Source organism: Erwinia sp., assembly GCF_031978025.1.
GTDB lineage: Bacteria > Pseudomonadota > Gammaproteobacteria > Enterobacterales > Enterobacteriaceae > Erwinia.
On record NZ_DALZCD010000083.1, the window covers coordinates 1 to 15,300 of the forward strand.

The 15,300-nt window shown below is 54.9% G+C and carries 12 protein-coding genes and 1 pseudogene; 12 read left to right on the plus strand and 1 reads right to left on the minus strand.

Annotated features, from left to right (window positions below):
• A partial coding sequence (locus RTK32_RS08805) for an amino acid ABC transporter ATP-binding protein (RefSeq protein ID WP_312043115.1) occupies window positions 1-671 on the plus strand: 671 nt, incomplete at its 5' end.
• Between the two features lie 541 nt (window positions 672-1,212).
• Here the strand turns inward: RTK32_RS08805 and RTK32_RS08810 are convergent.
• Window positions 1,213-1,695: a zinc ribbon-containing protein gene (locus RTK32_RS08810; RefSeq protein ID WP_312043117.1), complete on the minus strand. Its 483-nt coding sequence runs from the start codon at window positions 1,693-1,695 to the stop codon at window positions 1,213-1,215.
• Window positions 1,696-1,936: 241 nt separating this feature from the next.
• On the opposite strand from RTK32_RS08810, the gene leuS reads away from it, so the two are divergent.
• The 11 genes and pseudogenes from leuS to dacA form a co-directional block, all read left to right on the plus strand.
• Window positions 1,937-4,519, plus strand: a complete 2,583-nt coding sequence (leuS, locus tag RTK32_RS08815) for a leucine--tRNA ligase (protein ID WP_312043118.1) — start codon at window positions 1,937-1,939, stop codon at window positions 4,517-4,519.
• A gap of 14 nt (window positions 4,520-4,533) precedes the next feature.
• A complete protein-coding gene (gene lptE / locus RTK32_RS08820; protein ID WP_312043120.1) occupies window positions 4,534-5,127 on the plus strand; it encodes an LPS assembly lipoprotein LptE in 594 nt (197 codons plus the stop codon).
• Window positions 5,124-6,155 carry a DNA polymerase III subunit delta gene (gene holA / locus RTK32_RS08825; protein ID WP_312043122.1) on the plus strand — a complete coding sequence of 344 codons (1,032 nt, stop codon included), beginning with the start codon at window positions 5,124-5,126 and terminating at the stop codon, window positions 6,153-6,155. Before lptE ends, holA begins: the two co-directional genes overlap by 4 nt.
• Window positions 6,148-6,807 (plus strand): nicotinate-nucleotide adenylyltransferase, encoded by a 660-nt coding sequence (nadD, locus tag RTK32_RS08830; RefSeq protein ID WP_312043124.1) that lies wholly within the window; start codon window positions 6,148-6,150, stop codon window positions 6,805-6,807. Before holA ends, nadD begins: the two co-directional genes overlap by 8 nt.
• Before the next feature lie 837 nt (window positions 6,808-7,644).
• Window positions 7,645-8,763, plus strand: a pseudogene (locus RTK32_RS08835) (chitinase); the annotation flags it as partial.
• 304 nt (window positions 8,764-9,067) lie between these two features.
• Window positions 9,068-9,385, plus strand: a complete 318-nt coding sequence (gene rsfS, locus RTK32_RS08840) for a ribosome silencing factor (protein ID WP_312043125.1) — start codon at window positions 9,068-9,070, stop codon at window positions 9,383-9,385.
• A 3-nt stretch (window positions 9,386-9,388) separates the two neighbouring features.
• Window positions 9,389-9,859, plus strand: a complete 471-nt coding sequence (rlmH, locus tag RTK32_RS08845; protein WP_312043127.1) for a 23S rRNA (pseudouridine(1915)-N(3))-methyltransferase RlmH — start codon at window positions 9,389-9,391, stop codon at window positions 9,857-9,859.
• 28 nt (window positions 9,860-9,887) lie between these two features.
• Window positions 9,888-11,792, plus strand: a complete 1,905-nt coding sequence (gene mrdA, locus RTK32_RS08850; RefSeq protein ID WP_312043129.1) for a peptidoglycan DD-transpeptidase MrdA — start codon at window positions 9,888-9,890, stop codon at window positions 11,790-11,792.
• Between the two features lie 2 nt (window positions 11,793-11,794).
• Window positions 11,795-12,907: a peptidoglycan glycosyltransferase MrdB gene (gene mrdB, locus RTK32_RS08855; protein WP_312043131.1), complete on the plus strand. Its 1,113-nt coding sequence runs from the start codon at window positions 11,795-11,797 to the stop codon at window positions 12,905-12,907.
• 9 nt (window positions 12,908-12,916) lie between these two features.
• Window positions 12,917-14,035 (plus strand): endolytic peptidoglycan transglycosylase RlpA, encoded by a 1,119-nt coding sequence (gene rlpA / locus RTK32_RS08860; RefSeq protein WP_312043132.1) that lies wholly within the window; start codon window positions 12,917-12,919, stop codon window positions 14,033-14,035.
• Window positions 14,036-14,168: 133 nt separating this feature from the next.
• On the plus strand, window positions 14,169-15,300 hold a 1,132-nt coding region (gene dacA / locus RTK32_RS08865), incomplete at its 3' end, for a D-alanyl-D-alanine carboxypeptidase DacA (protein ID WP_312043134.1).

The window sequence follows — 15,300 nt, forward strand, 5'->3', positions numbered from 1 at the left end:
ACTGCTCTACCGAAGTTAAAAAAGGCGAAGTGGTGGTGGTGTGTGGCCCTTCCGTTTCCGGTAAATCGACCCTGATCAAAACGGTCAACGGACTCGAACCGGTTCAGCAAGGCAGCATTGCCGTCAACGGTACGGCCGTCAACGAGAAGAAAACTAATCTGGCGCAGCTGCGTGCAAAGGTCGGGATGGTTTTCCAGCACTTTGAGCTTTTCCCCCATCTGACCATTGTTGAAAATCTGACGCTGACACAGGTTAAGGTGTTGAAGCGCAACAAAGAAGAGGCGCGCCAGAAAGGTTTGAAGCTACTGGAGCGCGTCGGTCTCTCTGCCCATGCCAACAAGCATCCTGGTCAGCTTTCCGGGGGGCAGCAGCAGCGTGTAGCTATCGCACGGGCACTTTGCATGGATCCGGTAGCGATGCTGTTCGATGAACCGACTTCCGCGCTGGACCCGGAAATGATCAATGAAGTGCTGGACGTCATGGTAGAGCTGGCGAACGAGGGGATGACGATGATGGTAGTGACGCATGAGATGGGCTTCGCCCGCAAGGTCGCTAATCGGGTTATCTTTATGGATGAAGGCAAAATTATTGAGGACTCGCCCAAAGACGATTTCTTTAATAATCCACGCTCAGATCGTGCTAAAGATTTTTTAGCTAAGATCCTGCATTAGTATCGATTCCCAGGGCGGCTAAAATGCCGCTCTTTCCTTTTCACCTTATGGATATTCTTTTTCACATGCGCCTTACCCTGACAGAAACGACGGTTTGTAGATTGATAAAAATCTAACCCTCATCCGGCTAACTTTATTCCCCTTAAAAATCAGCTTGCGTTAACCCTGTCGCCGGGATGCGGCATTCTGAATAAAATTTAATTTTAAAGGGCAGCATGTCCACGCTGGATGCAACTCCCTTAAAGCAGATTTCCGGCGGTACGAAGGCAAAGCCTCTGCGCATTTTTTAAGTACTCTCCCGTCTGGCTTATCCCTGACACGAAAAGCTTTTCCAATCCAGAGGACAAAGCAGGCCTGCAGGCTTACAGGGACGGGGAAAAATTAGCAGCCTTCATTAGCCCTTTAAGTAAAACGTTTACTGATAATCGCTTTTATTGCAGCTGACAGAAATTATTTTACTATCAGACGATAAAGCCTGAGCCAGAACGCCGACCCAGGCTTTGCTATTTTTCCCGCGCTTAACGCCCTGCCTGACTTATTTTCAGGGTTCAAAAGCCCGCCGCTGAAACTGATCGTTACCGCATACAGGACAGCGCGTCAGCGTTTCCGGCGTATAAATAGCCCGGGTAAACTGGCATTTTTCGCACACCAGATTCCCCAACCCCACCACTTCGCCGCTCTGATAAACACCGTGATGGTTTAAATCCTGAAAAACCTCGCGCCACTCCAGCTGGCTCTTATCGGTGATATCTGCCAGCTCTTTCCAGACGCTTTCCCGGATGACCCGCATAAAAACGCTGTCACCGCTGTCTGCCTGATTTTCCGTGTAGCTACGAGCGAACTCTTCCAGATCGCGACGTACGGCGCGGGTAACATCGTCAATCTGACTGCGCGTCAGTTCGCCTCGGTTATTCATGCGCTGCCGGGCCGACTCTACTAAAGCATCAATATCATGCTCGCCTTTATTAATTCTCTCGGTAAGAGAGGAAACCAGTTCACGATAATACTGAGCAACCTTGTTCATTTTATCTCCTGAGCATGCCGATAAATGCTTCCTTCAGTTTAGCGCTAAACCGATTATTGCAGCGGGACGGCAGTGAAATTTGCCTGCCATCTTCCAGCTTGCAGAGAAATGCCCGTTGTCAGGGCGGTTACTGTTGTTGCGCCGGGGGCGGATCAGCTATGCTATGCGGATCTGAACGAACATTAAGCCCGGCGCGACTCACCAGGTGCCCGGCGCTATTTACAAAGGACCACTGGCTGCCATGCAAGAGCAATATCGCCCGGAAGAGATAGAATCCCGTGTTCAACAGCATTGGGATGAGAAGCAAACCTTTAAAGTCACCGAAGAAGAAGGTAAAGAGAAGTACTACTGCCTCTCCATGCTGCCCTATCCTTCTGGCCGCCTACATATGGGCCACGTGCGTAACTACACTATCGGCGACGTTATCTCACGTTATCAGCGCATGTTGGGCAAAAACGTGCTGCAGCCTATCGGTTGGGATGCCTTTGGCCTGCCTGCCGAAGGTGCCGCGGTAAAAAACAACACCGCGCCTGCGCCATGGACCTACGATAATATCGCTTATATGAAGAACCAGCTTAAGCTGCTGGGCTTTGGCTATGACTGGAGCCGCGAGCTGGCCACCTGTCAGCCGGAGTATTACCGCTGGGAACAGTGGTTCTTCACCAAACTCTATGAAAAAGGCCTGGTCTACAAAAAGACTTCCGCCGTGAACTGGTGTCCGAACGATCAAACCGTACTGGCTAACGAGCAGGTTATTGATGGCTGCTGCTGGCGCTGCGACAGCAAAGTTGAGCGTAAAGAAATCCCGCAGTGGTTTATCAAAATCACTGCCTACGCCGACGAGCTGTTAAACGATCTGGATACGCTGGAAAGCTGGCCTGAGCAGGTCAAAACCATGCAGCGCAACTGGATTGGCCGCTCTGAAGGCGTGGAAATCACGTTTGACGTTACCGACAGCGAAGAGAAGCTGACCGTCTACACCACGCGTCCCGACACCTTTATGGGCGTGACCTACCTGGGCGTTGCCGCCGGCCATCCGCTGGCGATTCAGGCCTCGATGAATAATCCTGTGCTGGCAGATTTCATTGCCGAATGCCGCAACACCAAAGTCGCCGAAGCAGAAATGGCGACAATGGAGAAAAAGGGCATGGCAACCGGTCTCTTCGCTATCCATCCGCTGACCGGCGAACAGTTGCCTGTATGGGTAGCCAACTTCGTCCTGATGGAATACGGCACTGGCGCGGTGATGGCTGTTCCGGGCCACGATCAGCGTGACTGGGAGTTTGCCACCAAATACGATCTGCCGGTGAAACCGGTTATCCTGAATACGGACGGCAGCGAGCCGGATCTGAGCGCGGCAGCGATGACCGAGAAAGGCACGCTGTTCAACTCTGGCGAATTCGACGGCCTCTCTTATGAAGACGGCTTTAATGCCATTGCCACCCGCCTGGCGGAAAAAGGCGTCGGCGAGCGCAAAGTCAATTATCGCCTGCGTGACTGGGGCGTGTCTCGCCAGCGCTACTGGGGCGCGCCAATCCCTATGGTGACGCTGGAAGACGGCACCGTGATGCCGACACCTGCCGATCAACTGCCCGTGATCCTGCCAGAAGATGTCACCATGGACGGTATCACCAGCCCGATCAAAGCCGACCCGGAGTGGGCGAAAACCACCGTCAACGGCCAGCCGGCACTGCGTGAAACCGACACTTTCGACACCTTTATGGAGTCCTCCTGGTACTATGCCCGCTATACCTGCCCGGACTTTGATAAGGGAATGCTGGACCCGGCTGCGGCCAACTACTGGCTGCCGGTCGATCAGTATGTAGGCGGCATTGAGCATGCAATCATGCACCTGCTCTATTTCCGCTTCTTCCACAAGCTGCTGCGCGACGCCGGACTGGTCAGCTCAAATGAACCCGCTAAGCGCCTGCTCTGCCAGGGCATGGTGCTGGCTGACGCCTTCTACTGGCTGGGCGCCAACGGCGAGCGCAACTGGGTTTCTCCGGTTGACGTAACCGTGGAGCGTGACGAAAAAGGCCGTATCGTGAAAGCCAGCGACGAAGCGGGCCACGAGCTGGTGTACGCGGGCATGAGCAAAATGTCCAAATCGAAAAACAACGGTATTGACCCACAGGTCATGGTAGAGCGCTACGGCGCAGATACCGTGCGCCTGTTTATGATGTTTGCTTCCCCGGCTGAAATGACGCTGGAATGGCAGGAGTCCGGTGTGGAAGGCGCCAACCGCTTCCTGAAACGCGTCTGGAAGCTGGTCTTTGAACACACGGCAAAAGGCCCGGCTGATACGCTCGATCTGAACAGCCTTACCGAAGAACAGAAATCGCTGCGCCGCGATCTGCACAAGACGATTGCTAAAGTCTCGGACGATATCGGTCGCCGTCAGACCTTCAATACGGCTATCGCCGCTATTATGGAACTGATGAACAAGCTGGCTCGCGCGCCGCAAGAGGCACCGCAGGATCGGGCGCTGATGCATGAGGCGCTGCTGGCCGTAGTGCGTATGCTTTATCCTTTCACGCCGCACGCCTGCTTTACCCTGTGGGAAGCGCTGGGTGGTGAAGGCGAAGTAGACAATGCGCCATGGCCGCAGGCTGACGAAGCCGCAATGGTAGAGGATTCTCTGCTGGTCGTGGTGCAGGTTAACGGTAAGGTTCGCGGCAAGATCACCGTTCCGGCGGAGGCGACTCAGGAGCAGGTGCAGGCACGTGCTGCACAAGAGCACCTGGTTGCAAAATATCTTGATGGCGTCACTATTCGTAAAGTGATTTACGTTCAGGGCAAGCTGCTTAACCTGGTCGTGGGTTAATGTCAGGAGGAAGAGTGCGACAGATTATCTCTCTGCTTATTGCCGGACTGGTGCTACTCACCGCCGGCTGCGGCTATCATCTGCGCGGAACCACGTCGGTTCCGCATGAAATGAAAACCATGATCGTGGATACGGGTGACCCGTACGGCCCGCTGGCGCGTGCCGTTCGTGAACAGCTGCGTCTTAATAACGTGAACGTTTTAGAGAAACCAGGCCTGCGTAAAGACGTGCCGTCGCTGCGTCTGGGAACGGAAACTCAGGGACGCGATACGGCGTCTATTTTCCAGGACGGTAAAACTGCCGAGTATTCCCTGGTGATGACCGTTAATGCTCAGGTATTGATCCCGAATAAGGGTATCTATCCGCTCAGCGCTACGGTTTACCGCTCCTTCTTTGATAACCCGCTGGCTGCGCTGGCGAAAGACTCTGAGCAGGACATTATCATCAGCGAGATGCGCGCTCAGGCGGCTCAGCAGTTGGTGCGTAAGCTGCTGACTGTCCATGCGGCGGAAAATGACAGCTCGGTGAACACGTTGGGTAACACACCACCGGCTATCGATCAGACCTCACCACGCGCCGTTTTACCTAACAGCTCTTACGCCAGATGATCAGGATCTATCCTGAACAGCTTGGCGCGCAGCTCCGCGAGGGGCTGCGCGCCTGCTATATTCTGAGCGGTAATGAGCCGCTGTTGCTGCAGGAGGCACAGGATGCCGTGCGGGCCAGTGCCCAGCAGCAGGGCTTCACCGAACATTTCAGCGTCGCGGTCGATCAACAAACCGACTGGGATGCCATCTACTCAACCTGTCAGGCGCTCAGCCTGTTCGCCAGTCGTCAGACGCTGCTGTTATCTCTTCCGGAAAACGGCCCCAATGCCGCGATAGCGGAAAAGCTGCTGATACTCTCTACGCTACTCCATCAGGACATTTTGCTGCTTCTGCGGGCGCCTAAACTTACCAAAGCTCAGGAAAATAGCGCATGGTTTAAAGCGCTCAGCGTTAACGCCATAATCGTGCCCTGTCAGACGCCGGAGCAGGCTCAGCTACCCCGCTGGGTAAACGCGCGTGCTAAAAGTATGCAGTTGGTAGTGGATGATGCGGCCGTACAGTTGCTCTGCTACTGCTACGAAGGCAATCTGCTGGCACTGGCGCAGGCACTGGAACGTCTTTCGCTGCTTTGGCCGGACGGCAAGCTGACGCTGCCCAGGGTAGAGCAGGCGGTCAATGACGCCGCTCACTTTACGCCGTTTCACTGGGTGGATGCGCTGCTGGCAGGCAAAAGCAAGCGGACGCAGCATATTTTGCGCCAGCTTAAAGCAGAAGAAAGCGAGCCGGTCATCCTGCTACGTACGCTGCAAAGAGAGCTGCTGACGCTGCTAACGCTACAGCGGCAAATGAAGCAGACGCCGCTGCGCACGCTGTTTGACCAGCACCGGGTCTGGCAAAACCGTCGCCCGTTGTTTACGGAAGCTTTACAGCGGCTGACGGCAAAACAGCTGGCACAGGCCATAAGGCTGCTGACGCGTATTGAATTAACGCTGAAGCAGGATTATGGGCGAACCGTCTGGCGCGAGCTGGAAACGTTGTCACTGCTACTTTGTACCACGGCATTTCCCGAGACCTTCTGCGATGAATGAACCGACAACGCTCCAGGCGCTGTTTGGCGGCACCTTCGACCCTGTTCACTACGGCCATCTTCGCCCGGTGGAAACGCTGGCCGCCCGGCTTGGTCTGCAAAAAGTCACGCTGTTGCCTAACAATGTGCCGCCGCACCGCCCCCAGCCAGAAGCTTCTCCGGCTCAGCGCGTAAAAATGATTTCTTTGGCTATCGCTAATAATCCACTTTTTGATATAGACCAACGTGAGTTGCGGCGTCAGACACCTTCCTGGACCATTGATACATTGATTGAGCTTCGGCAGGAACGTGGCGAAAAGCAGCCCCTTGGGTTTATTATCGGTCAGGATTCACTGTTAACGCTGCATAAATGGCACCGCTGGCAAGAACTGCTGGATTATTGCCACCTGCTGGTTTGTAAACGTCCGGGCTATGCAGAAAATATGCCTACGCCGGAACAACAGCGCTGGCTGGATACCTGTCGCACGGAAGATATTACCCGACTGCACCGTTTTCCCGCCGGCTCGGTCTATCTTGCCGATACGTTACTGCTTCCTGTTTCTGCTACCGAGATTCGGCAACGCCGCCGCGCCGGCCTTTCCTGCGATGGACTGCTGCCCGCTGACGTCATTGACTGGATGAATCAGCAACATCTTTATCCTGCACAAAAATAATTATTTTTAACATTAAAGCTGCCTGGCCTTCCTGAAGGAAAGCAGCACCTTTCCCAACAACGCTAATATCCCGATTAAAAAAAACCCCTTTTGATAAACTTTATTCCTGGCCGCTTCTTATTCACGTTTATTCTGCTGCCAGAGCCACCGGATGTGTACATAAAATAAAAAACCATCAGTTATTCATGATTATTGATTTGCTTATTTTTAGCCGCAATTCAAATATCCCCCCGGGATTCCAAGGGAAACGGCCATATTTTTTTATGCCGCCGGCTCTGGGAATAAAAAATAAACATCCGGGAAATGAAAATGAAAAAAGAAAAGAAGTTGATTAAAAAGCTGCTGCTGGCCAGCTGTATTGCAATATCGTGCAATGCCTTCGCTTACGACTTATATAATGTACAACAGACTTACCCTGCCGGCTCTTACGTGACGCTGGATGGGAAAACCTATCATGCTAAATGGTGGGTAGGCGCGGGCCAGCGGCCCGATGCCGTAGTAGAAAATTCATGGGATACGCCGTGGGAGCAAGTGGCCGACAGCGGCACACCGGATGCTAAGCCCGATCCTTCTCCGGCACCAGACGTTAAACCGGAGCCTACGCCTGACCCGGAAGTGACGCCCTCTGACTATCCACATTACGTTGCCGGTACCGCATACAAATCGGGTGATATTGTCAGCAACGCCGGTAAAAATTATATCTGTCGTGAAGGTGTAGCGGCCTGGTGCAGCGGCAGCGCGCTGGCCTATGAGCCTGGCGTAGGACATGGCTGGGAATCCGCCTGGGCGATCCACACGGGCGAAGACGCCAGCGACACACAACCGGAGGCGGCCATGACGCTTTCACGCAAAGATCTTGAAAAGACCGAAGCGCAGCTGACCAGCGGCGGTCTGATGAGAGATGTCATGGCTTCGATAGCCACGCTGGATAACGCCGTGGTTGAAAAAATCACCGCTGGCGCCACCAGCAATCCTGCTAACGTGAAGCGCGTGGAAAAAATCATCGATGCAAAACGTTGGGATCATCTTTTTCCTCGCCGCGACGCTGCCTATACTTACGACAACTTCCTCAAGGCCGTTGGTAAATTCCCGCGCCTCTGCGGTGATTTTAACGATGGCCGAGACGCTGAAGGCATCTGCCGCAAAACGCTGGCAACCATGTTCGCGCATTTTGCGCAGGAAACCGGCGAACATAATATTCATGGCGACGTGGCAGAATGGCGTCAGGGTCTGCACTGGGTGCGTGAAATGGGCTGGGTGGAAGGCCAACCTAACGGCTATAACGGCGAATGTAATCCTGATACCTGGCAGGGCAAAACCTGGCCGTGCGGTAAGGATAAAGAAGGCCGCTATCTGAGCTATTTCGGTCGCGGTGCCAAGCAGCTTAGCTACAACTATAACTATGGCCCCTTTTCAGAAGCAATGTTCGGCGATGTCCGCGTGCTGCTGGATAATCCTGAACGGGTCGCGGACACCTGGCTTAATCTTGCCAGCGCCATCTTCTTCTATATCTATCCGCAACCCCCTAAACCCAGCATGCAGTTTGTTATTGACGGTACATGGCAGCCTAATGCACAGGACAAAGCGGCTGGCCTGGTGCCTGGTTTCGGCGTTACGACGCAGATCATTAACGGCGGCGTCGAGTGCGGCGGCAGCGTTGAGGTCGCACAGTCGCTTAACCGTATCAAATATTATGAAGCCTTTGCGAAAGAGCTAAATGTGCCGATCGTTTCGGGTGAAGTGCTGGGCTGTAAAAATATGAAGCAGTTTGCCGAAGGCGGTGCTGGCGCCCTTCCCCTCAATTGGGAAATGAACTGGGACTACAACGAAAAAAATCCGGGCGGCAAAAGCTACGCCTGTAAGCTGGTAGGTTATCAAACGCCTTATAGCGTCTTCAAAAAAGGTGACTATACCGAGTGTGTTAAAGCGCACTTCCCCGATCTGGTCATAACCGATAAATAATCGTTAAGGCACCAGAGAGCAAAAGGGTTTAAAACAGGCGGAGGCGCTATCCGGCGCTTCCGCTTTTTGCTTTCTGCCTGTTGCCGCTCACCTGCCCCGCCGCTGCAACTATCGACCCGGCAATCATTGACTCTCAGCCCGGGACTGTTATTCTCCGCTGCCATGTTTTTTACCGGGCAGCTACATAAGTTCACAATTATTCCTTGCAGGCACGTGGATCTTCCGCGCCGACATGGGATAATAGCGCTTCCGCCTGGCGGAATAACATCCCATTTAACCGTATTCAGAGGGGAACCTTTTGCAAGGTCAAGCACTCCAGGAATTCGTCATTGATAAAATTGACGATTTGAAAGGCCAGGATATTGTGTCTGTTAACGTTCAGGGCAAATCCAGTATCACCGACTGCATGATTATCTGTACCGGTACTTCAACCCGTCACGTTGCTTCTATTGCCGACCACGTGGTACAGGAATCGCGCGCGGCGGGGTTGAAACCGCTGGGCATTGATGGCAAAGCCGCCGCCGAGTGGGTTGTAGTCGACCTGGGCGACGTGATTGTTCACGTAATGCAGGAAGAGAGCCGTCGTCTCTACGAACTCGAAAAGCTCTGGAGCTAATCCGTGAAGCTGCAGCTGGTTGCCGTCGGCACAAAAATGCCTGACTGGGTACAAACCGGATTCATGGAATACCTGCGTCGTTTTCCCAAGGATATGCCGTTCGAGTTAACGGAAGTGCCGGCCGGTAAACGCGGGAAAAATGCCGACATCAAACGCATCCTGGAAAAGGAAGGCGAAATGATGCTGGCTGCGACAGGCAAGGGCAACCGCATCGTTACGCTGGATATCCCCGGGCAGCCGTGGGAGACGCCCCAGCTGGCGACACAGCTGGAGCGCTGGAAGCAGGATGGCCGCGACGTCAGCCTGCTGATCGGCGGGCCGGAAGGGTTGGCCCCCGCCTGCAAAGCCGCCGCAGAGCAAAGTTGGTCGCTGTCTACGCTGACGCTGCCTCATCCTCTGGTGCGCGTGCTGGTGGCGGAAAGCCTTTATCGGGCATGGAGTATTACCACCAATCACCCTTACCATCGCGAATAGCCCTTAACTGGACAGATTAACGCAGCGGATGAAATTACAACGTAACGCCTTTCGTGACTATACCGCCGAGCAGACACTGTTTGTTCGGCGGGCAATGATCGCTTTTTTCGGCATCTTACTGCTTTCCGGCATCCTGATAGCTAATCTCTATCATCTGCAAATTATCCGTTACACCGATTACAGTACTCGTTCTAACGAAAACCGGATCAAACTGGTCCCGGTTGCCCCCAGCCGCGGCATCATTTATGACCGCAGCGGTACGCCACTGGCGCTAAACCGCACTATTTATCAGATTGAGCTGGTGCCCGAAAAGGTCGAGAACCTGGAAAAGACCCTGCTGGCGCTGCGCCCGGTGGTCGACCTGACGGATGAAGATATCGTTGCCTTTGAAAAAGAGCGCAAGCGCTCCCGTCGCTTTACCTCTATCCCGGTAAAAACCGGGTTGAATGAGGTGCAGGTTGCGCGCTTCGCGGTTAATCAATACGCTTTCCCCGGCGTGGAGGTCAAAGGCTACCAGCGTCGCTACTATCCTTACGGCTCCGCCCTGACGCACGTCCTGGGCTATGTCTCCAAGATTAACGATCGCGACGTAGAACGGCTGGATAAAGAAGGCAAATGGCCTAATTATGCCGCCACGCATGATATCGGCAAGCTGGGTATAGAGCGTTACTACGAAGATATGCTGCACGGTAAAACCGGCTATGAAGAGGTCGAGGTGAATAACCGTGGCCGCGTGATTCGTCAGCTGCACGAACAGTCACCGCAGGCCGGGCAGGACATCTGGCTGACTATCGATCTCAAGCTGCAACAGTATATCGAAACGCTGCTGGCGGGCAGCCGCGCCGCCGTCGTGGTCACCGATCCGCGCAGCGGCGAAATCCTGGCGATGGTTTCCATGCCCAGCTACGATCCGAACCTGTTTGTCGACGGCATCAGCAGCAAAGATTATAACAAGCTGCTGAAGGATCCGAATCGCCCCCTGATTAACCGCACGACTCAGGGCGCCTATCCGCCCGCTTCTACGGTCAAACCCTATATTGCCGTATCGGCACTTTCTGCAGGGGTGATCAATAAAAATACCAGCCTGTTCGATCCGGGCTGGTGGCAGCTGCCCGGCTCTGAAAAGCGCTTTCGCGACTGGAAACACTGGGGTCACGGCCACCTTAACGTCACCAAATCGCTGGAAGAGTCCGCCGATACCTTTTTCTATCAGGTCGCCTACGATATGGGCATCGACCGGCTTTCCGAATGGATGGGCAAATTTGGCTACGGCCATCTTTCCGGCATCGATCTGGTAGAAGAAACCGCAGGCAATATGCCCACCCGCGAATGGAAAATGAAGCGCTTTAAAAAACCCTGGTATCAGGGCGATACCATTCCCGTCGGGATTGGCCAGGGTTACTGGACGGCCACGCCGGTGCAGATGAACAAAGCGATGATGATCCTGATTAACGACGGCGTCGTGCGTACGCCCCATCTGATGATGGCCAACAAGCTGAACAATGTTACCGTGCCGTGGAAGCAGCCAGCCATTCCACCTGTTGCCGATATCCACTCCGGCTATTGGGAAATCGCGAAAGACGGCATGTATGGCGTAGCGAACCGCCCCAATGGCACGGCCCGTAAAAGCTTCTTTGATGCGCCTTATAAAATCGCCGCCAAGTCAGGCACGGCGCAAGTATTCGGGCTGAAAGAAAACGAAACCTATAACGCGCATAAGATTACAGAACTACTGCGAGACCATAAACTGATGACCGCTTTCGCGCCCTACGATCATCCTCGCGTAGCGGTAGCGATGATCCTTGAAAACGGCGGCGCAGGGCCGGCAGTGGGCACCATTATGCGACAAATCCTCGACCATATTATGCTCGGGGACAACAATACCAACCTGCCAGACGCCCCTCCGGTGCCGTCTGGCTACGAAGGCGAATAACCATGAACGATCGTCATCAGAAAAGCACGATCTGGACGAGAATCCACGTCGACCCGACCTTTTTTATCCTGATTTCCGCCCTGCTGGTTTACAGCGCGCTGGTTATCTGGAGCGCCAGCGGACAGGATCCGGGCATGATGGAGCGTAAGCTGGGCCAGATTGCAATGGGCGTGGTCATGATGCTGGTGATGGCGCAGATCCCGCCGCGTGTTTACGAAGGCTGGGCGCCCTACCTTTACATCCTTTGCGTGGTGCTGTTGATCGCCGTGGATGCTTTCGGCCATATCAGTAAAGGCGCTCAGCGCTGGCTGGATTTGGGCGTGGTGCGCTTTCAGCCCTCAGAGATAGCCAAAATAGCCGTTCCGCTGATGGTAGCGCGTTTTATCAACCGCGACGTCTGTCCGCCCACCTTAAAAAACACCGCGATTGCGCTGGTACTGATCTTTATGCCTACGCTGCTGGTTGCGGCGCAGCCTGACCGGGGGACGGCCATACTGATTGCCTCTTCCGGCCTGTTTGTCCTGTTTTTATCCGGCATGAGCTGGAAGCTGATCCTCGTTGCCGTGATGCTGGTTGCTGCTTTTATCCCGGTGCTGTGGTTCTTCCTGATGCATGACTATCAGCGCGACCGCGTGATGATGCTGTTGGATCCGGAAAGCGATCCGCTGGGCGCGGGTTACCATATTATCCAGTCCAAAATCGCTATCGGCTCCGGCGGGCTGCGCGGTAAAGGCTGGCTGCACGGCACCCAGTCGCAGCTGGAATTTTTACCCGAGCGTCATACCGACTTTATCTTTGCCGTACTGGCAGAAGAGCTGGGTCTGGTTGGCGTGCTGGTGCTGCTGGTCCTTTATGTGCTGGTGATTATGCGCGGCCTGCTGATGGCGGCCAGAGCGCAAACCACGTTTGGCCGCGTGATGGCTGGCGGGCTGATGCTGATCTTCTTTGTGTATGTCTTTGTGAATATTGGTATGGTCAGCGGTATATTACCCGTGGTCGGCGTCCCACTGCCGCTGGTAAGCTACGGCGGCTCCGCCCTGATTGTTCTGATGGCCGGGTTTGGCATTATTATGTCGATCCACACCCACCGTAAACTGTTGTCGAAAAGCGTTTAAGAGGCTTATATGCGTAAGGATTGGCTTTGGATGAGTCTGGCAGCAGCGCTGCTGGCGGGCTGTGTGAACGAACAACAGCAGGCACCTGTTACCCAGCAACAGCAAACCTATAACGGCCCGGTAGTGGAAATCGGCGGCGTCGAGCCACGCTACGAGCCGCTAAGCCCTAATGCTAACCAGGATTATCGTACCAACGGCAAGAATTATCGCATCGTCACCGATCCCTCTAACTTCAGTGAGACAGGGCTGGCAAGCTGGTATAGCGAGTCGGCCGACGGCAGCCGCACCGCCACGGGTGAACAGTACGACCCGCAGGCGTTAACGGCGGCTCACCCTACTCTGCCGCTGCCCTCCTACGTGCGCGTAACTAACCTGGCGAACGGACGGCAGATTGTGGTGCGGGTTAACGATCGCGGGCCTTACAAACCGGGCCGCATTATTGATTTGTCAAAAGCAGCAGGCGATCGCCTGAATATCTCTAACAACAGCCGTGTGAAGGTGGACTACATCAAGGTTGCGCCGGACGGCTCGCTTTCCGGCCCCGGTACTGTCGGCACCACGGTAGCTAAACAGAGCTATGCGCTGCCGTCTCGTCCGGATCTCAGCGGCGGCATGGTAGTGATGGGCGGTGCGGCAGCGGCCCAGAGCACGACAAACGATGCCCCCACCGAGGAAGCACGGCCCGTAGATAACAGCACGCTTAGCAGTGAAGACAATCTGGGTGCGCCCGTACGCAGCAGCGGATTTTTAGGCGCGCCGCAGCCGTTGGCTAACGGCGTGTTGGAAGGCAGTGAGCCTGCCCCTGCGCCAGTATCAGCACCTGCCCCCGCGCCAGCTCCGGTAGCGGCACCAGCCGCCGTGCCGGTAGCGGCCCAGGCTCCAGCCGCAGCCGGAACGGCCTGGGCGGTGCAGGCTGGCGCGCTGAGCGATGCGGCGCGTGCACGCCAGCTGGCTGCTTCGCTAAGCAAACAATTTGGCGTGCCGGGCAGCGTTGACGCGCGCGGCGGCGTTTATCGCGTGCAGCTGGGCCATTTCACCTCGCGTCAACAGGCAACGGCCCTTCAGCAGCGGCTTGCCAGCGAAGCTAATCTCACCTCTTTCGTGACCACAGCAGCTGGCAAAATGTGATAACGATCCGGTAATCCGTCTCTTGCCTGGCGTTACGCTGTCTGGCCCAGGTAAAGACGGATGCCGCTCCGAAATGCATTTGCTATAGTGAGTCACTTTTTTTAACTTAGCCATGGATGTTGTTGTCCCCAACATGAATACTCTGACCTCTTCCCAACTGCTTAAACGCCTGACGGCAGGTTCGCTGATTGCCCTCAGCCTTACCGCCTTCGCCCACGCTGAAGACGTGAACATCAAAACCATGATCCCTGGCGTACCGGATATTGATGCCGAAGCCTATGTGCTGATCGATTACAACTCCGGTAAGGTGCTGGCAGAGAAAAACGCCGACGCGCGTCGCGATCCGGCCAGCCTGACAAAAATGATGACCAGTTACGTGATTGGCCAGGCGGTCAAAGCGGGCAAAATTCATCAGGAGGATGTGGTCACCGTGGGTAAAGATGCCTGGGCGACCGGCAACCCGGTGTTTAAAGGCTCTTCGCTGATGTTCCTGAAGCCAGGCGATCGTGTTCCGGTTGCTCAGCTGACTCGCGGCATCGTTCTGCAGTCCGGCAATGACGCCTGCGTGGCGATGGCCGACTATGTTGCAGGCAGCCAGGACGCTTTTGTGGGCCTGATGAACAACTATGTTAAGGCACTGGGCCTGCAAAACACCCACTTCCAGACCGTCCACGGCCTGGATGCCGACGGCCAGCACAGCTCGGCGCGTGATATGGCGCTGATCGGCCAGGCACTGATCCGCGACGTGCCGGACGAGTATGCTGTTTATAAGGAAAAAGAGTTCACCTTTAACAATATTCGTCAGACTAACCGTAACGGTCTGCTGTGGGACACCAGCCTCAATGTGGACGGCATCAAAACCGGCCATACTGATGCGGCAGGGTATAACCTGGTCGCTTCTGCGACCGAGGGTCAGATGCGTTTAATTTCGGCGGTCATGGGTGGCCATACCTATAAAGGTCGCGAAACCGAAAGCAAAAAGCTGCTGACGTGGGGCTTTCGCTTCTTTGAAACCGTGGCACCGCTCAAAGCAGGTAAAGAGTTTGCTTCCGAGCCGGTCTGGTTCGGCAACAGCGATCGCGTCCAGCTGGGCGTACAGAAAGACGTCTATCTGACTATTCCTCGTGGCCGCATGAAAGATCTGAAAGCCAGCTACACGCTGAGCAATACCGAACTGCACGCGCCGCTGGCGAAAAACCAGGTGGTGGGCACCATTAACTTCCAGCTGGACGGCAAAACCATTGAGCAGCATCCTTTGGTGGTGC

Bases quoted from the DNA above. Each gene is read 5' to 3' on its own strand.
- RTK32_RS08810 (WP_312043117.1), bottom strand. From the start codon at position 1,695: ATGAACAAGGTTGCTCAGTATTATCGTGAACTGGTTTCCTCTCTTACC.
- leuS (WP_312043118.1), top strand. From the start codon at position 1,937: ATGCAAGAGCAATATCGCCCGGAAGAGATAGAATCCCGTGTTCAACAG.
- holA (WP_312043122.1), top strand. From the start codon at position 5,124: ATGATCAGGATCTATCCTGAACAGCTTGGCGCGCAGCTCCGCGAGGGG.
- nadD (WP_312043124.1), top strand. From the start codon at position 6,148: ATGAATGAACCGACAACGCTCCAGGCGCTGTTTGGCGGCACCTTCGAC.
- mrdA (WP_312043129.1), top strand. From the start codon at position 9,888: ATGAAATTACAACGTAACGCCTTTCGTGACTATACCGCCGAGCAGACA.
- mrdB (WP_312043131.1), top strand. From the start codon at position 11,795: ATGAACGATCGTCATCAGAAAAGCACGATCTGGACGAGAATCCACGTC.
- rlpA (WP_312043132.1), top strand. From the start codon at position 12,917: ATGCGTAAGGATTGGCTTTGGATGAGTCTGGCAGCAGCGCTGCTGGCG.